Raw genomic sequence first — 20,987 nt, 5'->3', positions numbered from 1 at the left:
CCTACGGCCAGTCGACCAGCGCCGCGAACACGAGGTACACGCACGGCACCATCGTCGGTGCGGCGAGCGCGAGCCCCACCCGGCGGGCCGAGTTGCGGCGCTCCCACGGCAGGGCCCAGCCGGCCGCCAGCAGGAACAGGGTGAGACCCAGGCCCCCGAGCAGCACCGGGAAGGCGAGGCCGAAGCTCGACTCGAAGCGGTCGGCCTCGGGGCCCGCGCAGGAGTCGCACGCCATCACGGAGAGCCCGCCGAAGACGTAGGCGGCCAGGCACGCGGGCAGGGTCAGGAGCGTCGAGAGCAGCGGGGCGACCCAGGCTCCGGTCGCGCGGTCGTCGTCGAGTATGAGGTCCGGCATGGGTCCATCACACCGCCCGGGCGACGCGGTCGCATGAGCGTTCGTACTCAGATGCTGGCGCAGATGCCAGTGCTCAGCCCGAGCCGTCGTACAGGTTCAGGCTCCGGCGTTCCTGAGCCGCGCGAACGACGTGTCCAGCCCCCGCTTCAGCAGTCCCGCCACCGGACGCTCCACGAACCGGTGCACCAGCCAGCTCAGCAGCATGAACCCGGCGATGACGCACACGATCAGCAGGCGGGCGTCCATCGTGTCGCGCAGGCGGTTGATGACCGCCGTGCCGGCCGCGTAGTGCATCAGGTAGAGCGGATAGGTGAGCGCGCCCGCCGTCACCAGCCATTTCCAGCGGATACGGTCCGTGGCGCCGAGGGCGATGGCGACCATGGCGAGCAGGAAGACCGTGAAGATCAGGACACTCCCCCGCCACCCCGACACATGCTCGACCTCGTCGATCCGGATGCCCAGTTCCCGCTGGCCCATCAGCCAGGCCATCGCCAGGATGCCCCACAGCAACAGGTCCTGGCCGAAGCGGTGCATCAGGTACAACGCCAGACCCGCGATGAAGTACCAGGCGCCCTCGGGGTTCGCGAGCAGTTCGAGGAGGGGCAGCTCGGAGATCGGGGCGAGCATGGCCGCGGCGCCCCACACACAGCAGAAGACGACGACCTTGCGGTAGGTCAGGCCCGTCCACACGACGACGAGGAACAGCAGGTAGAAGCGCAGCTCCGACCAGAGGGTCCAGTAGACGCCGTCGACGTTCATGACGCCCGAACCGGACTGGAGCATCGTGATGTTGAGGAGTACGTCCCGCATGCGCAGGCGGTCCCAGACGCCGGGCAGCAGCATCAGGACGGCGGTCGTGAAGGCGATGGCGAACCAGTACGCCGGGTACAGCCGGATCACCCGGGACACGAAGAACTGCCTCGGGGTACGGCCCCAGCAGGACATGCAGATCACGAAGCCGCTGATCACGAAGAAGATCTCGACGCCGATCCAGCCGTAGGACGAGAACCGGAAGACCGTCGGCATGATGTCGGATACCGGCCGGTCCCAGATGCGGTTGCCGGGCTGGTCGACGCGGTTCGTGCCGGCGTAGTGGTGCATGACGACCATGAGCGCGGCGAGGAGCCGGATGCCGTCGATGGCGTAGAGCCGGCGACCCGCGCGGTCGCGTACGGCGGCGCGGGCGGGCCGGCCCGGCGCGGCGGGCACGGCGAGGGGCGGAAGCGGCCGGCCACCGACGACCCTTCGCGGCATCGACGTTCTGCTCTCCGCGTCCTGTATCGACACCTGCGTGTCCGTCCGTCCTCGCGAGGGAATCCCGGGCCGGGAGTGGCCACCGGACGCCTCAGGCTACGACCCTCACAACCACCCCACAGCGACCAGACAAGAACATTCCTCGCACGGGCGCCGGGAGTTGCCGCAACCCTCGCCGAGCCGTCCCCCGGAGTTCTCGGAGACTTCACCTGTCGGCGGGGCAACCCGAAAGGGCCCGTACGACCGAAGTCGTACGGGCCCCTCAGAGACCTACCGGGTCAAGATCAGGCGTTGATCTTGGTGACCTGGCCGGCGCCCACCGTGCGACCACCCTCACGGATGGCGAACTTCAGGCCCTCTTCCATGGCGATGGGCTGGATGAGCTCAACGGTCATCTCAGTGTTGTCGCCCGGCATGACCATCTCGGTGCCCTCGGGGAGGGTCACGACGCCGGTCACGTCCGTCGTACGGAAGTAGAACTGGGGACGGTAGTTGTTGAAGAACGGCGTGTGACGGCCGCCCTCGTCCTTGGACAGGATGTACGCCTGCGCCTCGAACGAGGTGTGCGGGGTGACCGAGCCCGGCTTGATGATGACCTGGCCGCGCTCGACGTCCTCGCGCTTGATGCCACGGAGGAGCAGACCGACGTTCTCACCGGCCTGGCCCTCGTCGAGCAGCTTGCGGAACATCTCGATGCCGGTGACCGTGGTGGTGGTCTTCTCGGTCTTGATGCCGATGATGTCGACGGTCTCGTTGACCTTGAGGACACCACGCTCGATACGACCGGTGACGACGGTGCCACGACCGGTGATCGTGAAGACGTCCTCGATCGGCATCAGGAACGGCTTGTCGACGTCACGCTCGGGCTGCGGGATCGCCTCGTCGACGGCGGCCATCAGGTCGAGGACCGTCTGGCCCCACTCCTTGTCGCCCTCGAGCGCCTTGAGCGCCGAGACCTTGACGACCGGCAGGTCGTCGCCCGGGAACTCGTACTCGGAGAGGAGCTCACGAACCTCGAGCTCGACGAGCTCCAGGATCTCCTCGTCGTCCACCATGTCGGCCTTGTTCAGGGCGACGACGATGTAGGGAACGCCGACCTGGCGGGCCAGGAGCACGTGCTCCTTGGTCTGCGGCATCGGGCCGTCGGTGGCCGCGACCACGAGGATGGCGCCGTCCATCTGCGCCGCACCCGTGATCATGTTCTTGATGTAGTCCGCGTGACCGGGGCAGTCGACGTGGGCGTAGTGACGCGTCTCGGTCTGGTACTCGACGTGCGCGATGGAGATGGTGATACCGCGCTGACGCTCTTCGGGAGCCTTGTCGATCTGGTCGAAGGCCGAGGCCTCGTTCAGGTCCGGGTACGCGTCGTGCAGCACCTTGGTAATGGCGGCCGTAAGGGTCGTCTTACCGTGGTCGATGTGACCGATGGTGCCGATGTTGACGTGGGGCTTAGTCCGCTCGAACTTCGCCTTCGCCACGGGGTCCTCCTGTGGAGTGGTTCTGAACGCCTTGCTTCATCGGCGCCAGGGGATCTTTGCTGGAAAGCCTCGGCCCGGGGGCACTCTCCCACAAATGCGGGTGAATGCCCCTCCGGGCTCCGGAGTCAAGCCTAAAGCGTGCGAACGCGGTGCGTTACTCGCCCTTGGCCTTCGCGATGATCTCCTCGGCGACGTTCCGCGGAACCTCGGCGTAGGAGTCGAACTGCATCGAGTAGCTTGCGCGACCCGACGTCTTGCTGCGGAGGTCTCCGACGTAGCCGAACATCTCCGAGAGAGGCACGAGGCCCCTCACGACGCGGGCACCGGCCCGCTCCTCCATGGCCTGAATCTGGCCACGGCGGGAGTTGATGTCGCCGATGACCTCACCCATGTAGTCCTCGGGCGTGGTGACCTCTACGGCCATCATCGGCTCAAGGAGCACAGGGCTGGCCTTGCGCGCGGCCTCCTTGAAGGCCTGCGAGCCGGCGATCTTGAACGCGAGCTCGGAGGAGTCGACCTCGTGGTAGCCACCGTCGAGAAGCGTGACGCGGACGCCCGTCATCTCGTAGCCCGCGAGGATGCCGAACTGCATGGCCTCCTGCGCACCGGCGTCCACCGAGGGGATGTACTCCCGCGGGATACGGCCACCGGTGACCTTGTTCACGAACTCGTACGCCGGACCGTCGGTCTCGGTGATGGGCTCGATCGCGATCTGCACCTTGGCGAACTGACCGGTACCACCGGTCTGCTTCTTGTGGGTGTAGTCCACGCGCTCGACGGCCTTGCGGATCGTCTCACGGTACGCGACCTGCGGCTTGCCGACGTTGGCCTCGACCCTGAACTCGCGCTTCATACGGTCGACCAGCACCTCGAGGTGCAGTTCGCCCATACCGCCGAGGATGGTCTGGCCGGTCTCCTCGTCCGAGTGAACGTGGAAGGAGGGGTCCTCCTCCGCGAGACGCTGGATGGCAACACCCAGCTTCTCCTGGTCACCCTTGGACTTGGGCTCGATGGCGACCTGGATGACCGGCGCCGGGAAGTCCATGGACTCCAGGATCACCGGGTTCTTGTCATCGCAGAGCGTCTCACCGGTCGTGGTCTGCTTCAGACCCATCACGGCGACGATGTCGCCGGCGCCCACCGCTTCGATCTCCTCACGCTTGTTCGCGTGCATGCGGTAGATCTTGCCGATGCGCTCCTTCTTGCCCTTGACGGAGTTCAGCACCGCGGTGCCGGTCTCCAGGCGGCCCGAGTAAACCCGGACGAAGGTGAGCTTGCCCAGGTGGGGGTCGCTCATGATCTTGAAGGCGAGCGCGGACAGCGGCTCGTCGACGGACGGCTTGCGCTTGACGACGACCTCGTGGTCCTTGACGTCGTGGCCTTCGATGGCCTCGACGTCGAGCGGGGTCGGCAGGTAGCGCACGACCGCGTCGAGCAGGGGCTGGACGCCCTTGTTCTTGAACGCGGTACCGCAGAACACCGGGGTGACCGTGATGCCGTCGGACTTGCCGGACGCGATGGTGACGCGACGGATCGCGGCGTACAGCTGCTCCTCGGTGGGCTCCTGGCCCTCCAGGAACAGCTCCATGATCTCGTCGTCGTGCTCGGCGACGGTCTCGACCAGCTTGCCGCGGTACTCCTCGGCAGCCTCGGCGTGCGTGGCCGGGATGTCGACGACGTCGTACATCTCGCCCTTCGCCGCCTCGGCGGACCACACGAGCGCCTTCATGCGGACCAGGTCCACAACGCCCTTGAAGTCCATCTCGGCGCCGATCGGCAGCTGCATGATGATCGGAACGGCACCGAGCCGGTCCTTGATCATGTCCACACAGCGGTGGAACTCGGCGCCGGTGCGGTCCAGCTTGTTCACGAAGCAGATGCGCGGCACGCCGTAACGGTCGGCCTGACGCCACACCGTCTCGGACTGCGGCTCGACACCGGCGACACCGTCGAACACCGTGACGGCACCGTCGAGGACGCGGAGCGAACGCTCCACCTCGACCGTGAAGTCGACGTGCCCCGGGGTGTCGATGATGTTGATCGTGTAGTCGTCGTCCTCGAGCGGCCAGTGACAGGTGGTGGCAGCAGAGGTGATCGTGATGCCACGCTCCTGCTCCTGCTCCATCCAGTCCATGGTGGCAGCGCCGTCGTGGACCTCACCGATCTTGTAGCTGACGCCGGTGTAGAAGAGGATCCGCTCGGTGGTGGTCGTCTTGCCCGCGTCGATGTGGGCCATGATCCCGATGTTGCGGACCTTGGCCAGGTCAAGTGAAGTGGTAGCCATAAGGCTTCGGTCTTCTCTCGGTCTCGATGGGGTCTGCGACTACCAGCGGTAGTGCGCGAAGGCCTTGTTGGACTCGGCCATCTTGTGGGTGTCTTCGCGCTTCTTGACGGCCGCACCAAGGCCGTTCGAAGCGTCGAGAAGCTCGTTGAGCAGACGCTCGGTCATGGTCTTCTCGCGACGGGCGCGGGAGTAACCGACCAGCCAGCGCAGGGCGAGCGTGTTCGCACGGCCCGGCTTGACCTCGATCGGGACCTGGTAGGTCGCGCCACCGACACGGCGGGACTTGACCTCGAGGGTCGGCTTGATGTTCTCCAGCGCGCGCTTCAGCGTGATGACCGGGTCGTTGCTGGTCTTCTCGCGCAGGCCCTCCATGGCGCCGTACACGATGCGCTCGGCGGTGGAACGCTTGCCGTTCATCAGGATCTTGTTGATGAGCGACGTGACAAGAGGAGAGCTGTAGACCGGGTCGATGATGACCGGGCGCTTCGGGGCGGGGCCCTTACGAGGCATTTTCTACTTCTCCTTCTTGGCGCCGTAGCGGCTGCGGGCCTGCTTGCGGTTCTTGACACCCTGAGTGTCAAGCGAACCACGGATGATCTTGTACCGAACACCGGGCAGGTCCTTCACACGACCGCCACGCACGAGCACGATGGAGTGCTCCTGCAGGTTGTGTCCCTCACCCGGAATGTAAGCAGTGACCTCGATCCCGCTGGTCAGACGCACACGCGCGACCTTACGCAGGGCCGAGTTCGGCTTCTTCGGGGTGGTCGTGAACACGCGCGTGCAGACGCCACGACGCTGAGGGGAACCCTCGAGTGCGGGCGTCTTGTTCTTCTCGACCTTGTCCTGCCGGCCCTTCCGGACCAGCTGCTGGATCGTAGGCACTACTTCTCCGGTTTCTGTGTGCCGAATGGTGAAGCTAACCTGAAACATTCGCCGACCCACGCGGTCGGGTGTGTCGAATCCGGCGAACCCCCCGCCGCAAGGCGGAAGGGGCACGGATCACGGTGGCCGCTTACAGCTCGACATGCGGTTGAAGGCACGCACGAGAGCCAGGGCACACCCCAGGCACAAGGACTGAGCGTACCTAGCTCATTCGCTGCGGTCAAAACAAATGGACGGCGGCAACATCTCCGGACCGCCGGTGTCAAGCCCCTACGCCGTGGACGATCTTCGATTTCACATTCCGCACATGGTGCGGCACAGCCTTCAGGAGCGCTCCCGGGCCCGTCCGGCGCTCACCCGGAGGCGAGTCCCACGGCGATGAGCAGCGTCAGCAGGACCGCCCAGGCGGCGATCGACAGCCAGCCGAACACAAGCCCGGTCAGGGCGAGTCCGTCCCCGCTCTCGCCGGTCCGCTCGATCTCCGTCCGCGCGGTGTGCCCGAGGATCACCGCCGGAATCCCGGTGAACCCGAAGGTCGGCACACACAGCAGCCCGCACACGGCGGCCCCGACGGCCTTCCCGTTCGCCCGCGGCCGCGGGGCCGGCAGAAACGTCCGCGGTACGGCGGTGACGGCCGCGGCGACCTGCGGTACGGGTCCCTGCGGCAGGTCGGCGACGAGCAGCGCCAGCTCCCCCACCGTCCGGGCGGCGTACGCACGGCCCACCCGCCGGTCGAACTCCTCCTTCTCCAGCCGCCCCTCCCCGTACCCGGCCCGGAGCACATCGACGGCACGCTCACGGTCGGCATGGGAGGCGAGCATGGAGGGGGCGGTCTGCGGAACGGCGTATCCGGGCCAGGGACGCGCGACCGGGGCGCCGGCCCAGGGGCGCACCACCGGGGCGTCAGCGCCCGACCAGGGCCGCGACGCGGAGGACTGTGCATCCCGCCAGGGCCGCTCGACGGGAGCATCGGCGCCGGGCCCCGGCAACGGACCCTGCCCGTCCCCCGGCACACCGCTGCCCGACGACTCGCCCTCGCCCTCCCAGGGCGGCCACGACGACTGCGACACGGAGCACCTCCCGAACCCCCGAGGTCCCTCCATGATGCGCCATTACGTGCCGTTGTCGACGGTACGCGCGTCAGCCACAGTGGCCGATTGTCGCTGTTTTCCCGCCTCGTCACTTCAAGGAGGCGGCGTGACCACCCGGGCCCCGTCCCGCCTGTGCCCTGGGTGACAGCTCCTCCCATCGCGCTGGGCGTCGGCCCGACGGACGCCGCGACCTCCGCAGACGGAGCCGAGCCGGACGGTGACCGGAAGAAGCAAGGCGAGTCGGCCGAGCCCCAGGAACGGCAGCGAGAGAAGGCCTGGGACGCCCCCTGGGACCTGATCTCCCACGGCCCGGCCCAACCGGTCGCCACTGCCTCCCGGCGCGCGGAGCCGCGTACTGGGCACGCGCCCCCGTCCACACCCGGAAGCACCACCTGCAGGCCCACATGGACCGCCGCCGAGGACACGCCGAAGGGCGGCCACCCCGCACGAAACGGAGTGACCGCCCTTCAGTCGTTCAGACGCAGGTCCTACTGGTTGTACGGACCGTAGTCGTAGTCCTCCAGCGGGACGGCCTGGCCGGAGCCCGTACCGAACGGCGAGTAGTCGATGTCGTCGTAACCGACGGCCGAGTACATCGCGGCCTTGGCCTCCTCGGTCGGCTCCACCCGGATGTTGCGGTAACGGGACAGACCCGTACCGGCCGGGATGAGCTTACCGATGATGACGTTCTCCTTGAGGCCGATGAGGCTGTCGGACTTGGCGTTGATCGCCGCATCCGTCAGGACTCGGGTCGTCTCCTGGAAGGAGGCGGCCGACAGCCAGGATTCCGTCGCCAGCGAGGCCTTGGTGATACCCATCAGCTGCGGACGACCGGAGGCCGGGTGACCGCCCTCCTGGACCACACGACGGTTCTCGGTCTCGAACTTCGACCGCTCGACCAGCTCACCGGGCAGCAGCTCGGCGTCGCCGGACTCGATGATCGTCACGCGGCGCAGCATCTGCCGGATGATGATCTCGATGTGCTTGTCGTGGATCGACACACCCTGCGAGTTGTAGACCTTCTGGACCTCACCGACCAGGTGGACCTGGACGGCACGCTGACCCAGGATGCGCAGCACGTCGTGCGGGTTGGTGGCACCCACGGTGAGCTTCTGGCCCACCGTGACGCGCTCACCCTCGCTGACGAGGAGTCGGGCGCGCTTCGAGATCGGGAACGCCGTCTCTTCGCTGCCGTCGTCCGGCGTGATGACGAGCTTCTTGGTCTTCTCGGTCTCCTCGATACGGACACGGCCGTCCGCCTCGGAGATCGGGGCGACACCCTTCGGGGTACGGGCCTCGAAGAGCTCGACGACACGCGGCAGACCCTGCGTGATGTCGTCACCGGCCACACCACCGGTGTGGAAGGTACGCATCGTCAGCTGGGTGCCGGGCTCACCGATGGACTGGGCGGCGATGATGCCGACCGCCTCACCGATGTCGACCAGCTTGCCGGTGGCCAGCGAGCGGCCGTAGCACATGGCGCAGGTGCCGACATGCGACTCGCAGGTCAGGATCGAGCGGGTCTTGACCTCCTCGATGCCGTGGTGCACCAGCTGGTCGATGAGCACGTCGCCCAGGTCCACGTTGGCCGGCGCGATCACCTTGCCGTCGATGACGACGTCCTCGGCGAGCATGCGGGCGTAGACGCTGGTCTCGACGTCGTCCGTCTTGCGCAGCACACCGTCGGCGCCGCGCGTGGCGATCTTCAGCTTCAGACCGCGCTCGGTGCCGCAGTCCTCCTCGCGGATGATGACGTCCTGCGAGACGTCCACCAGACGACGGGTCAGGTAACCCGAGTCGGCGGTACGCAGGGCGGTGTCCGCCAGACCCTTACGGGCACCGTGCGTGGAGATGAAGTACTCCAGCACGGACAGGCCCTCACGGAAGGACGCCTTGATGGGACGGGGAATCGTCTCGTTCTTGGCGTTCGACACCAGACCACGCATACCGGCGATCTGCCGCATCTGCATCATGTTTCCTCGGGCACCCGAGTCAACCATCATGAAGATGGGGTTCGTCTTGGGGAAGTTCGCGTTCATCGCCTCGGCGACCTCGTTGGTCGCCTTGGTCCAGATCGCGATGAGCTCCTGCGTGCGCTCTTCCTTGGTGATCAGACCGCGCTCGTACTGCTTCTGGACCTTCTCGTCCAGGGCCTCGTAGCCCTTGACGATCTCGACCTTCGCCTCGGGAACGACGATGTCGGAGATGGCCACGGTGACACCGGAACGGGTCGCCCAGAAGAAGCCCGCCGCCTTCAGGTTGTCGAGCGTCGCCGCCACGATGACCTTGGGGTAGCGCTCGGCCAGGTCGTTGACGATCTCGGAGAGCTGCTTCTTGCCCACCGAGTAGTCGACGAACGGGTAGTCCTCGGGCAGCAGCTCGTTGAAGAGCGCGCGGCCCAGGGTGGTGCGCAGGCGGAAGGTGTCACCCTGCTGCCACTCCGGGTCGCTCTCCTCCTGCGCCGGCGGCGTCCAGCCACGCGGCGGGATGGTGCCCACCGGGAAGCGGATGTCGACCTGCGACTGGAGCGCGAGCTCACCGGCGTCGAACGCCATGATCGCCTCGGCCGTGGAGCCGAACGACCGGCCCTCGCCCTTGACGTCACGCAGTTCACCGTCGGTGGTGAGGAAGAACAGACCGAGGACCATGTCCTGGGTCGGCATCGTCACCGGACGGCCGTCGGCGGGCTTGAGGATGTTGTTCGAGGACAGCATCAGGATGCGGGCCTCGGCCTGCGCCTCCGCGGAGAGCGGCAGGTGTACGGCCATCTGGTCGCCGTCGAAGTCCGCGTTGAACGCGGTGCAGACGAGCGGGTGGATCTGGATGGCCTTGCCCTCGACGAGCTGCGGCTCGAAGGCCTGGATGCCGAGGCGGTGCAGGGTGGGCGCACGGTTCAGCAGCACCGGGTGCTCGGCGATGACCTCTTCGAGGACGTCGTACACCACGGTCCGGCCACGCTCGACCATCCGCTTGGCGCTCTTGATGTTCTGCGCGTGGTTGAGGTCCACGAGCCGCTTCATCACGAACGGCTTGAAGAGCTCCAGCGCCATCGCCTTCGGCAGACCGCACTGGTGCAGCTTCAGCTGCGGACCGACGACGATCACGGAACGCGCGGAGTAGTCCACACGCTTGCCGAGCAGGTTCTGACGGAATCGACCCTGCTTGCCCTTGAGCATGTCGCTCAGGGACTTCAGCGGGCGGTTACCGGGACCGGTGACCGGACGGCCGCGACGGCCGTTGTCGAACAGCGCGTCGACGGCCTCCTGGAGCATGCGCTTCTCGTTGTTCACGATGATCTCGGGCGCACCGAGGTCGAGAAGGCGCTTCAGGCGGTTGTTGCGGTTGATCACGCGGCGGTACAGGTCGTTCAGGTCGGAGGTCGCGAAGCGGCCACCGTCCAGCTGCACCATCGGGCGAAGGTCCGGCGGGATGACCGGGACGCAGTCGAGGACCATGCCCTTGGGGCTGTTGGAGGTCTGCAGGAAGGCAGACACGACCTTCAGCCGCTTCAGCGCACGGGTCTTCTTCTGGCCCTTGCCGGTACGGATGATCTCGCGAAGCCGCTCGGCCTCTTCGTTCAGGTCGAAGGACTCCAGGCGCTTCTGCAGCGCCGCGGCACCCATCGAGCCGTCGAAGTACGTGCCGAAACGGTCACGCAGCTCGCGGTAGAGGAGCTCGTCGCCCTCGAGGTCCTGGACCTTGAGGTTCTTGAACCGGGTCCACACCTCGTCGAGACGGTCGATCTCGCGCTGCGCACGGTCGCGCAGCTGCTTCATCTCACGCTCGGCACCTTCGCGCACCTTGCGGCGCACGTCGGCCTTGGCGCCCTCGGCCTCCAGCTCGGCCAGGTCGGTCTCGAGCTTCTTGGCGCGGGCCTCCAGGTCGGAGTCGCGACGGTTCTCGACCTGCTGCCGCTCGACGGAGACGTGCGCCTCCAGGGAGGGCAGGTCGCGGGTGCGGCGCTCCTCGTCGACGAACGTGATCATGTACGCCGCGAAGTAGATGACCTTCTCGAGGTCCTTCGGAGCGAGGTCGAGCAGGTAGCCAAGCCGCGACGGAACGCCCTTGAAGTACCAGATGTGGGTGACAGGGGCGGCCAGTTCGATGTGGCCCATCCGCTCACGACGCACCTTGGCGCGAGTGACCTCGACGCCACAGCGCTCACAGATGATGCCCTTGAAGCGGACGCGCTTGTACTTGCCGCAGTAGCACTCCCAGTCCCGGGTCGGACCGAAGATCTTCTCGCAGAAGAGTCCGTCCTTCTCGGGCTTGAGGGTGCGGTAGTTGATGGTCTCTGGCTTCTTGACCTCGCCGTGGCTCCACTGACGGATGTCGTCAGCGGTGGCCAGACCGATCCGGAGCTCATCGAAGAAGTTGACGTCGAGCACTATGCGTCAATCCCTCTCAGGGTTGTAAGTCTTGGGGTCTGATACGGGGGTCCAGGGGCCGGCCGGAGGTTCCTCACCAGGACCTCCGGCCGGACTCCCGTCAGACCTCTTCGACGCTGCTCGGCTCGCGCCGGGACAGGTCGATGCCGAGCTCTTCCGCCGCGCGGAAGACGTCCTCGTCGGTGTCGCGCATCTCGATGGACATGCCGTCCGAGGACAGCACCTCCACGTTGAGGCACAGAGACTGCATCTCCTTGATGAGCACCTTGAAGGACTCGGGGATGCCGGGCTCGGGGATGTTCTCGCCCTTGACGATGGCCTCGTAGACCTTCACGCGGCCGGTGACGTCGTCGGACTTGATGGTCAGCAGCTCCTGGAGGGCGTATGCGGCGCCGTATGCCTCCAGCGCCCACACCTCCATCTCACCGAAGCGCTGGCCACCGAACTGGGCCTTACCACCCAGCGGCTGCTGGGTGATCATCGAGTACGGACCGGTCGAGCGGGCGTGCAGCTTGTCGTCGACCAGGTGGTGCAGCTTGAGGATGTACATGTAACCGACCGAGATCGGCTCCGGGAACGGCTCGCCGGAGCGGCCGTCGAACATCCTCGCCTTACCGGTCGGCTGCACCATGCGCTCGCCGTCGCGGTTCGGGATGGTGTGGTTCAGCAGACCCGCGAGCTCGTCCTCACGCGCACCGTCGAACACCGGGGTGGCGACGTTGGTGCCCGGCGCGACCTGGTCGGCGCCGATGGACTGCAGGCGCTGCGCCCAGTCCTCGCCGAGCCCGGAGACGTCCCAGCCGCGGCTGGCGAGCCAGCCGAGGTGGATCTCCAGGACCTGTCCCGGGTTCATTCGGGACGGCACACCCAGCGGGTTCAGGATGATGTCGACCGGAGTTCCGTCCTCGAGGAACGGCATGTCCTCGATAGGAAGGATCTTCGAGATGACGCCCTTGTTGCCGTGTCGGCCGGCGAGCTTGTCACCGTCGGTGATCTTGCGCTTCTGCGCAACATACACACGGACCAGCTGGTTGACGCCGGGCGGCAGCTCGTCGCCCTCCTCGCGGTCGAAGACGCGAACGCCGATGATCTTTCCGGTCTCGCCGTGCGGCACCTTCAGCGAGGTGTCGCGGACCTCACGGGCCTTCTCACCGAAGATCGCGCGCAGCAGGCGCTCCTCCGGCGTCAGCTCGGTCTCACCCTTGGGCGTGACCTTGCCGACCAGGATGTCGCCCGCGGTGACCTCGGCGCCGATGCGGATGATGCCGCGCTCGTCGAGGTCGGCGAGGACCTCCTCGGAGACGTTCGGGATGTCCCGGGTGATCTCCTCGGGGCCGAGCTTGGTGTCACGGGCGTCGACCTCGTGCTCCTCGATGTGGATCGAGGAGAGGACGTCGTCCTGCACGAGGCGCTGCGACAGGATGATCGCGTCCTCGTAGTTGTGACCCTCCCACGGCATGAACGCCACGAGCAGGTTCTTGCCGAGCGCCATCTCGCCGTTCTCGGTGGCCGCGCCGTCGGCGAGGACCTGGCCCTCGATGACGCGGTCGCCCTCGTCGATGATGACCTTCTGGTTGACCGAGGTGCCCTGGTTGGAGCGGGCGAACTTGGCCAGGCGGTACGTGATGTACGTGCCGTCGTCGTTGGCGGTGGTGATGTAGTCCGCGGAGACCTCCTGGACCACACCCGCCTTCTCGGCCTTGACCACGTCGCCGGCGTCGACGGCGGAGCGGTACTCCATGCCGGTGCCGACGAGCGGGGCCTCGCTCTTGATGAGCGGCACGGCCTGACGCATCATGTTCGCGCCCATCAGGGCACGGTTGGCGTCGTCGTGCTCGAGGAACGGGATCATGGCGGTCGCGACCGACACCATCTGGCGCGGCGAGACGTCCATGTAGTCCACGTCGTCACCGGGGACGTAGTCGACCTCTCCGCCACGACGGCGGACCAGGACGCGGTTCTCGGTGAAACGCATGTTGTCGTCGAGCGTGGCGTTGGCCTGCGCGATGACGAAGCGGTCCTCTTCGTCGGCCGTCAGGTAGTCGACCTCGTCGGTGACGACGTCGCCGTCGACCCTGCGGTACGGCGTCTCCACGAAGCCGAACGCGTTGACGCGGCCGTAGGAGGCGAGCGAACCGATCAGACCGATGTTCGGGCCTTCAGGCGTCTCGATCGGGCACATGCGTCCGTAGTGGGACGGGTGCACGTCACGGACCTCGAAGCCGGCCCGCTCACGGGAGAGACCACCCGGGCCAAGAGCCGACAGACGGCGCTTGTGGGTGAGACCCGACAGCGGGTTGTTCTGGTCCATGAACTGCGACAGCTGGCTGGTGCCGAAGAACTCCTTGATGGAGGCGACGACCGGCCGGATGTTGATCAGGGTCTGCGGCGTGATCGCCTCGACGTCCTGAGTCGTCATGCGCTCACGGACGACGCGCTCCATACGAGCCAGACCCGTGCGGACCTGGTTCTGGATGAGCTCGCCGACGCTGCGCAGACGACGGTTGCCGAAGTGGTCGATGTCGTCGGTCTCGACGACGATGTTCGTGCCGCTGTCGCCGACCGTCTCGGTCTCGCCGGCGTGCAGCTTCACCAGGTACTTGATCGTCGAGATGATGTCCTCGACGGTCAGGATGCCCGCGTCGAGCGGAGCCTCCGCACCCAGCTTCTTGTTGACCTTGTAGCGGCCGACCTTGGCGAGGTCGTAGCGCTTCGGGTTGAAGTAGAGGTTCTCCAGAAGAGTCTGGGCGGCCTCACGCGTGGGCGGTTCGCCCGGACGCAGCTTGCGGTAGATGTCGAGCAGCGCGTCGTCCTGGCCCTGGGTGTGGTCCTTCTCCAGGGTGGCGCGCATCGACTCGTACTCGCCGAACTCCTCGAGGATCTGCTCGGTGGTCCAACCGAGCGCCTTGAGAAGGACGGTCACGGACTGCTTGCGCTTGCGGTCGATGCGGACACCGACCATGTCGCGCTTGTCGATCTCAAGCTCCAGCCAGGCACCCCGGGACGGGATGACCTTGGCCGAGAAGATGTCCTTGTCGGACGTCTTGTCGATGGAGGAGTCGAAGTAGACACCCGGCGAACGGACCAGCTGCGACACCACGACACGCTCGGTGCCGTTGATGACGAAGGTGCCCTTGTGGGTCATGAGCGGGAAGTCGCCCATGAAGACCGTCTGGGACTTGATCTCGCCGGTCTCGTTGTTGGTGAACTCGGCCGTCACGAAGAGCGGTGCCGCGTACGTGAAGTCGCGGTCCTTGCACTCGTCGATGCTGTTCTTCGGGGGCTCGAAACGGTGGTCGCGGAAGGTCAGCGACATCGACCCGGAAAAGTCCTCGATCGGGGAGATCTCCTCGAAGATCTCCTCCAGACCGGACTTGGTGGGGACGTCCTGACCTGACTCAAGAGCGGCCTCGACCCGACTCTGCCAGGCGGTGTTCCCGAGCAGCCAGTCAAAGCTCTCGGTCTGCAGCGCGAGCAGGTTGGGAACCTCGAGGGGCTCCTTGATCTTTGCAAAGGAGATGCGCAGCGGGGCGGTGCTGGCGCCGTTGTTCGTATTCGCGTTCGAGGCAGTGCGCGAGGCGGCCAAGAGGGGGTCCTTCCGAGGGCTCGGACTCACTACGCGCTCCCGGGTCCCTCATCACGGCACAGGGACAGATCTCTCCGATTTGACCAAAAGGCCAGGTCGGAGATGTTCCGTTCATCGGTGCTGAGGCGAGGGAAGACCCCTGGTGACGGGCAGGGGGCAACTAACAGGCAGCGCAAAGGGTCAGTGTAGCCATTCGGCGCACTGATGTCCAGCCCTGCGATCCTGCCCAGTCTTCAAAAACTCTCGCTGTCCTCAACGCCCTCGGCATGCTGCCCTCAACGCACACTGATACTGCCCTCTTCGTCGCCGATCCATGCCTCGGATTCGGACCGTTCTGGCGACGCGTCCTGAGAATTGCGCGCTGCGTGCGGTTCGTCAAGGCCCCCCTGCCCGAACCTGGGGTTCCGGGAGACACGACGAAGATCACCATACCCCTCGCCCTCAAGGCGGCACGGTAACCGTGACCGCGCCTCCAGGAACGCCGAAGAGCGACCACCCAGATGGATGATCGCTCTTCGGTGCTTACGCGTTACAGGCCGAATGAGGCCCGCGAGAGGTCTTACTTGACCTCGACGGACGCGCCGGCGGCCTTGAGGGACTCGGCAGCCTTCTCGGCGGCCTCCTTGGCGACCTTCTCGAGGACCGGCTTCGGAGCGCCGTCCACGAGGTCCTTGGCCTCCTTGAGGCCCAGGGAGGTCAGCTCGCGCACGACCTTGATGACCTGGATCTTCTTCTCGCCGGCGCCGGTGAGGATGACGTCGAACTCGTCCTGCTCCTCGGCAACCTCGGCGGCGGCGGCCGGGCCGGCGGGGGCGGCGGCGACCGCAGCGGCGGCGGTGACGTCGAACTTGTCCTCGAACGCCTTGACGAACTCGGAGAGCTCGATGAGGGTCATCTCTTCGAACTGCGCGAGCAGGTCTTCCTGGCTGAGCTTCGCCATGAGGGGCGATCCTTCCACTAATTCGGCTGGTGCCGGTATGTACATGTGTGGCGGGCGTACGTTCGGCCCGCTACGACCTCTGCCTCAGGCGGGATGCCTCAGGCGGCGGTCATTTCGCGAGCCGAATTACTCGGCACCGCCCTGCTCGTCCTGCTTGGCACGAAGCGCTTCCACAGTGCGGACGAGCTTCGACGGGAGCGCCTGGAAGACCTGAGCAGCCTGAGTCTGCTTGCCCTTGAAGGCACCCGCCAGCTTGGAGAGCAGAACCTCGCGGGACTCGAGGTCCGCAAGCTTCTTGAACTCGTCGGCGGACAGCGCCTTACCGTCAAGGACACCGCCCTTGATGACGAGGTTCGGGTTGTCCTTGGCGAAGTCACGAAGACCCTTCGCCGACTCCACCGGGTCACCGGTGACGAAGGCGACCGCCGTCGGACCGTTGAACAGGTCGTCGAGCGTCGTGATCCCGGCCTCGTTGGCCGCAATCTTGGTCAGCGTGTTCTTCACCACGGCGTACTGGGCGTTCTCACCGAGCGAACGACGCAGCGTCTTGAGCTGCGCCACGGTGAGACCCCGGTACTCGGTCAGCACGGCGGCGTTCGAGCTGCGGAACTGCTCCGTCAGCTCGGCTACCGCGGCAGCCTTGTCGGGCCTTGCCATAGAGCGTCGGCCTCCTTCCGGGTGATGAGGACCGCTCAGAAGGGGCTGAACAAACGAAACGCCCCGGCGCAGGCGCACGGGGCGTAACTCAACCGGAAAACACCTGCCGTGAGGCAGTGGACTCCAGGAGCGACTTCCACAGACACCTACGCGGGTCGTCCGCAGTATTCAGCGGATCCTTCGGCCACCGCACCCTCTAGTGAGAACACGGCAACGACCAGCGGTCTTTGGCTTCTGTAGGAGCGTACGTGACCGGATCCCTGTCAAGCAAATCCGGTCCTACGACGCTCAGCCGTCCTGGAGTCCCTTCATCATCTCGGCCAGGTCGGCGGTGTCCTTGGCCGGCGGGGCCGTGACGCTGACCGGCTTGTTGTAGTCGAGGAAGGTGACGGTCATGTCGAGCGGGCCCTTGTCGGCAGCGCCCTGCATCCGGAACTGCTTGGTGTGGTTCTCGCCGTCGACCCACATGTCCATGGCGAGCTTGTCGACGCCCAGCTTCTCGTACTGCTGGAGGCTCTTCTCGCGCGCCTCACGGACGGCCTTGGCCTCGTCCTTGAAGGAGGCCTTGAGGTCGGCGACGGTGACGGTGCCCGAGTAGTGGGTCGTCTTGACGCCGTCGACGGTCTCGGTGCCGACCTTCTTCACGTTCTTGGCGCCGGTGAGGAACGTGGACTCGGTGGCCGGGTTCTGGTCGGCCTGGCCGGCGCCGGGTGTGGTGGCGCCGAGGTTCTTGTCGCCCAGCGCGGACATGTCGAACTTGATCCAGGTCTTGCCGTCCATCTCCTTGGCCAGGTCGGCGTTGCCGCCGATGTACATGGCCTTGTCGACGAGCCGGATCTCCATGGTGCCCTTGGTGCCCTGGTCGGGCACGGTCATCTTCATGGACATCGCGACGCTGGGCTTGATCCGCATGGAGGCCTCGGCCTCGACCCGCCCCTGCTCGGGCACCTTGCCCTTCATGCGGTAGCGGAAGGAGGTGATGTCCTCCGTGTTCTTCGCCGCCTTGGCGACCGCTGCCGCGGGCGTCATCTTCGGCGACTCCTCGCCCCCCTTGGAACAGCTGACCGCACCCGCGGCGAGGGCCACGGCGGCGAGCCCCGCGCCGATCGTCCGACGGCGTACGGAACGTCGTACAGAAGTACTCATTGATTCCCCCCAAGGAACACATGGTCGATTCACAGCAAGAGCGTGAGCCTATCCGAGGGGGCGGAGGGGGGCCTGCGAATTCCGTGGGGCTCAGGTGGAGTTGGTGCTCGGCTGTGACAGGAGTGTCTTGAAGTCCGTGGTGTCGGCCGCCGGCGGCTTCTGTACGGCGACCTTCACGCCGTAGTCGCTGTAATGGGCGGTCTGGGTCACCCTGCCGTTCGCCGTGCTGGTCTTCTCGACCTTCTTGACCAGCAGGTTCTTCTCGTTGATCCAGATGTCGACGGTCTCGGCGGTGACATCGGCGGCCCGGAGCCGCTGCTGGAGTTCGGTGTCGGTGACGTCCTCGACCCGCACGGTGCCGGAGTAGTGCGTGGCGGTCTGGCCGTCCACCCTCTCCTCGCCGACCTCGCGCACGTCCTTCGAGTCCAGCAGCAGTCTCACCGACTGGTTGGGGGTGGTGGAGCGCATCTGGTCGGCGAGGTCGGCTCCGCCGCCGAGGGACTTCAGGTCGTCGTAGGCGTATTTGAGCCAGTGCTTGCCGCCTGCTTTCGCGGCGAAGACGTCGCCCATGCGCGCGTAGTAGGCGTCGGAGAGGTAGCGGGCCTCCATGGAGGTGACGCCGAGACTCCGCATCGTCTCGGCCGCGGTGCCGCCGGTGTAGCGGATGGTGAGGGCGCCGGAGAGGCCGTCCCGCCAGGCGAGGACGCCGTCGGCGGTGAGGGAGAGCTGGCTGCCCATCACGGTGCCGGATCGCACCCGGGCCGTGTCGGCCCGCTCGGTGGAGCGCTCGGCGATGTGCAGGGCGGGGAGGGACGCGGGCGCCGAGGCCGTGTGCGTCTCGTCGGGCGCGTCGGAGGAGCCGGAGGAGGTGCAGGCGGTGGTGCAGACGGACAGTCCCGTCAGTACGGCGGCCCTCATGACCCAGACCGTCGTCCTCTTCATACGTCCCCCCGGTGCTGGTGCCCTGCTCGCACGCTAACCCAGAGCGCATGTCCCGCACACGCGAACGGGCCCCGCACCTCGAAAGGTGCGGGGCCCGGGAACCTGCCGGTGTCTCAGACCGCGGCCGGGTCCTCCTCGACGAGGAGGTTGCGGGTGCGGTTGGAGTCGAGCGGGATGCCGGGGCCGATCGTGGTGCTGAGAGCGGCCTTCTTGATGTAGCGCCCCTTGGCGGCCGACGGCTTCAGACGGAGGATCTCCTCCAGCGCCGCGGCGTAGTTCTCCACCAGCTTGACGTCGTCGAACGACGTCTTGCCGATGATGAAGTGCAGGTTCGAGTGCTTGTCGACGCGGAACTCGATCTTGCCGCCCTTGATGTCGTTGACAGCCTTGGTGACATCGGGGGTGACGGTGCCGGTCTTGGGGTTCGGCATGAGACCACGGGGACCGAGCACGCGGCCGAGGCGGCCGACCTTGCCCATGAGGTCCGGGGTGGCGACGACGGCGTCGAAGTCCAGACGGCCCTTCGCCACCTCGTCGATGAGCTCGTCGGAACCGACGATGTCGGCGCCCGCGGCGAGTGCGGCCTCGGCACGGTCACCGGTCGCGAAGACCAGGACCCGGGCGGTCTTACCGGTGCCGTGCGGGAGGTTCACGGTGCCACGGACCATCTGGTCCGCCTTACGCGGGTCGACACCCAGGCGGAAGGCGACCTCGACGGTGCCGTCGAACTTGCTCGTGGAGGTCTCCTTGGCGAGACGGACGGCCTCGAGCGGGGCATAGAACTTTTCCCGGTCGATCTTGGCGTCCGCAGCGCGGAGAGACTTGCTGCGCTTGCTCACTACTGCTCCTTGTGTGTTCTGAGGAGTCGTGGTGTGGGCCGAGCAGGCCCTGCCACTTCTTCTGCGGGAGTTGGGCTCAGCCCTCGACCGTGATGCCCATGGAACGGGCGGTGCCAGCAATGATCTTGGACGCGGCGTCCAGGTCATTGGCGTTCAGGTCGGGGAGCTTGGTCGTGGCGATCTCGCGGACCTGCGCCTGGGTGATCTTGGCGACCTTGGTCTTGTGCGGCTCGCCCGAGCCCTTCTCGACACCAGCGGCCTTGAGGATCATCTTCGCGGCCGGCGGCGTCTTGGTGATGAAGGTGAAGGAGCGGTCCTCATAGACCGTGATCTCCACCGGGATCACCCAGCCACGCTGCGACTCGGTCGCGGCGTTGTAGGCCTTGCAGAACTCCATGATGTTGACGCCGTGCTGGCCGAGCGCGGGGCCGACCGGCGGGGCCGGGTTCGCCGCGCCGGCGTTGATCTGGAGCTTGATAAGCCCCGTGACCTTCTTCTTCTTGGGAGGCATGCTCTCTCCGGGTCCATAGTGAGAGGTCGAGTGCCATCTGCCTCAATCGGATGTGTCAATTGGATGATTCATCCAGCAAATGGCATACCGCACCACGATAGCCGCTGCGGCCCAGGACATGAAATCGGCAGGTCAGCCCTGCGGAGCCGGGTCCCGCCGGGGCGGCCCGAAGACCAGCCGAAGCACGCCGGCGAGCAGCAGCGCAAGCGTCGGGATCCCGAGCAGGAAGACGGTGGCGACCACGAAGCCGTAGCCATCCTCCTCGGCGACCGTCGTCGGGTCCGAGGCCAGATAACGGATGACGATCGGCTTGCCGTCCCGCGGGACCTTGTTGTTCCGGGAGCTGGTGAGGGCCGGCAGGTCGGCCTCCACGCGTCTGCCGTCGATCTCGAAGTCGACCCAGCAGCGGTGCCGGAAGCAGTTGGAGCCCTCCGAGTGGAACGTGCCGACCGCGCGGGCCCCGCCCTGGACCTCCGACACCCGGTTCCACTGGTTGATCCCCACCAGGATCGCCGGAAGCGAGAGGACGGCCGCCAGCAGCAGGAGCAGAGCCGGTACCCGGGAACGGCGAAGACGCCCCTTGCCGGTTTCCACCGGAGGGGCGCCTTCGTCGGTTCTGTCTAAGTCGGTC

At 66.5% G+C, this 20,987-nt stretch carries 16 protein-coding genes; all 16 read right to left on the bottom strand.

Annotated features, from left to right (window positions below):
* Position 1: 1 nt before the first annotated feature.
* Complete coding sequence (locus tag OHT57_RS30130) at positions 2-355, bottom strand: hypothetical protein (RefSeq protein ID WP_328749690.1); 354 nt, start codon at positions 353-355, stop codon at positions 2-4.
* Positions 356-451: 96 nt separating this feature from the next.
* A complete protein-coding gene (locus tag OHT57_RS30125) occupies positions 452-1,642 on the bottom strand; it encodes an acyltransferase family protein (RefSeq protein WP_328749689.1) in 1,191 nt (396 codons plus the stop codon).
* Positions 1,643-1,893: 251 nt separating this feature from the next.
* On the bottom strand, positions 1,894-3,087 hold the full coding sequence (gene tuf / locus OHT57_RS30120) for an elongation factor Tu (RefSeq protein ID WP_328749688.1): 1,194 nt from the start codon (positions 3,085-3,087) through the stop codon (positions 1,894-1,896).
* A 154-nt stretch (positions 3,088-3,241) separates the two neighbouring features.
* Positions 3,242-5,371 (bottom strand): elongation factor G, encoded by a 2,130-nt coding sequence (gene fusA / locus OHT57_RS30115; protein WP_328749687.1) that lies wholly within the window; start codon positions 5,369-5,371, stop codon positions 3,242-3,244.
* Positions 5,372-5,410: 39 nt separating this feature from the next.
* The gene (rpsG, locus tag OHT57_RS30110; protein WP_006376039.1) at positions 5,411-5,881 is read right to left on the bottom strand and encodes a 30S ribosomal protein S7; all 471 of its coding nucleotides are present in this window, start codon (positions 5,879-5,881) and stop codon (positions 5,411-5,413) included.
* Between the two features lie 3 nt (positions 5,882-5,884).
* Positions 5,885-6,256, bottom strand: a complete 372-nt coding sequence (gene rpsL / locus OHT57_RS30105) for a 30S ribosomal protein S12 (protein WP_003948652.1) — start codon at positions 6,254-6,256, stop codon at positions 5,885-5,887.
* Positions 6,257-6,609: 353 nt separating this feature from the next.
* On the bottom strand, positions 6,610-7,077 hold the full coding sequence (locus tag OHT57_RS30100; protein WP_328753366.1) for a DUF1707 and DUF4190 domain-containing protein: 468 nt from the start codon (positions 7,075-7,077) through the stop codon (positions 6,610-6,612).
* 758 nt (positions 7,078-7,835) lie between these two features.
* On the bottom strand, positions 7,836-11,735 hold the full coding sequence (locus OHT57_RS30095) for a DNA-directed RNA polymerase subunit beta' (protein WP_328749686.1): 3,900 nt from the start codon (positions 11,733-11,735) through the stop codon (positions 7,836-7,838).
* A 100-nt stretch (positions 11,736-11,835) separates the two neighbouring features.
* Positions 11,836-15,321, bottom strand: a complete 3,486-nt coding sequence (gene rpoB / locus OHT57_RS30090) for a DNA-directed RNA polymerase subunit beta (RefSeq protein WP_328749685.1) — start codon at positions 15,319-15,321, stop codon at positions 11,836-11,838.
* A 559-nt stretch (positions 15,322-15,880) separates the two neighbouring features.
* The gene (rplL, locus tag OHT57_RS30085) at positions 15,881-16,261 is read right to left on the bottom strand and encodes a 50S ribosomal protein L7/L12 (protein ID WP_328749684.1); all 381 of its coding nucleotides are present in this window, start codon (positions 16,259-16,261) and stop codon (positions 15,881-15,883) included.
* Between the two features lie 126 nt (positions 16,262-16,387).
* On the bottom strand, positions 16,388-16,918 hold the full coding sequence (gene rplJ / locus OHT57_RS30080) for a 50S ribosomal protein L10 (RefSeq protein ID WP_328749683.1): 531 nt from the start codon (positions 16,916-16,918) through the stop codon (positions 16,388-16,390).
* Between the two features lie 288 nt (positions 16,919-17,206).
* The gene (locus tag OHT57_RS30075; protein WP_328749682.1) at positions 17,207-18,064 is read right to left on the bottom strand and encodes an LppX_LprAFG lipoprotein; all 858 of its coding nucleotides are present in this window, start codon (positions 18,062-18,064) and stop codon (positions 17,207-17,209) included.
* 90 nt (positions 18,065-18,154) lie between these two features.
* Complete coding sequence (locus OHT57_RS30070; RefSeq protein WP_328749681.1) at positions 18,155-19,006, bottom strand: LppX_LprAFG lipoprotein; 852 nt, start codon at positions 19,004-19,006, stop codon at positions 18,155-18,157.
* Positions 19,007-19,119: 113 nt separating this feature from the next.
* Positions 19,120-19,845: a 50S ribosomal protein L1 gene (gene rplA, locus OHT57_RS30065; protein WP_328749680.1), complete on the bottom strand. Its 726-nt coding sequence runs from the start codon at positions 19,843-19,845 to the stop codon at positions 19,120-19,122.
* Positions 19,846-19,921: 76 nt separating this feature from the next.
* Complete coding sequence (gene rplK / locus OHT57_RS30060) at positions 19,922-20,356, bottom strand: 50S ribosomal protein L11 (RefSeq protein ID WP_006383482.1); 435 nt, start codon at positions 20,354-20,356, stop codon at positions 19,922-19,924.
* A gap of 132 nt (positions 20,357-20,488) precedes the next feature.
* Positions 20,489-20,950 (bottom strand): hypothetical protein, encoded by a 462-nt coding sequence (locus tag OHT57_RS30055; protein WP_328749679.1) that lies wholly within the window; start codon positions 20,948-20,950, stop codon positions 20,489-20,491.
* Between the last annotated feature and the right edge of the window lie 37 nt (positions 20,951-20,987).

It is taken from the genome of Streptomyces sp. NBC_00285 (assembly GCF_036174265.1).
GTDB lineage: Bacteria > Actinomycetota > Actinomycetes > Streptomycetales > Streptomycetaceae > Streptomyces.
This window is presented reverse-complemented; position numbering and strand designations above follow the sequence as displayed.

Bases quoted from the DNA above. Each gene is read 5' to 3' on its own strand.
- rpsG (WP_006376039.1), bottom strand. From the start codon at position 5,881: ATGCCTCGTAAGGGCCCCGCCCCGAAGCGCCCGGTCATCATCGACCCG.
- OHT57_RS30100 (WP_328753366.1), bottom strand. From the start codon at position 7,077: ATGCTCGCCTCCCATGCCGACCGTGAGCGTGCCGTCGATGTGCTCCGG.
- rplL (WP_328749684.1), bottom strand. From the start codon at position 16,261: ATGGCGAAGCTCAGCCAGGAAGACCTGCTCGCGCAGTTCGAAGAGATG.
- OHT57_RS30075 (WP_328749682.1), bottom strand. From the start codon at position 18,064: ATGAGTACTTCTGTACGACGTTCCGTACGCCGTCGGACGATCGGCGCG.
- OHT57_RS30130 (WP_328749690.1), bottom strand. From the start codon at position 355: ATGCCGGACCTCATACTCGACGACGACCGCGCGACCGGAGCCTGGGTC.
- rplJ (WP_328749683.1), bottom strand. From the start codon at position 16,918: ATGGCAAGGCCCGACAAGGCTGCCGCGGTAGCCGAGCTGACGGAGCAG.
- rplK (WP_006383482.1), bottom strand. From the start codon at position 20,356: ATGCCTCCCAAGAAGAAGAAGGTCACGGGGCTTATCAAGCTCCAGATC.
- OHT57_RS30070 (WP_328749681.1), bottom strand. From the start codon at position 19,006: ATGAAGAGGACGACGGTCTGGGTCATGAGGGCCGCCGTACTGACGGGA.
- fusA (WP_328749687.1), bottom strand. From the start codon at position 5,371: ATGGCTACCACTTCACTTGACCTGGCCAAGGTCCGCAACATCGGGATC.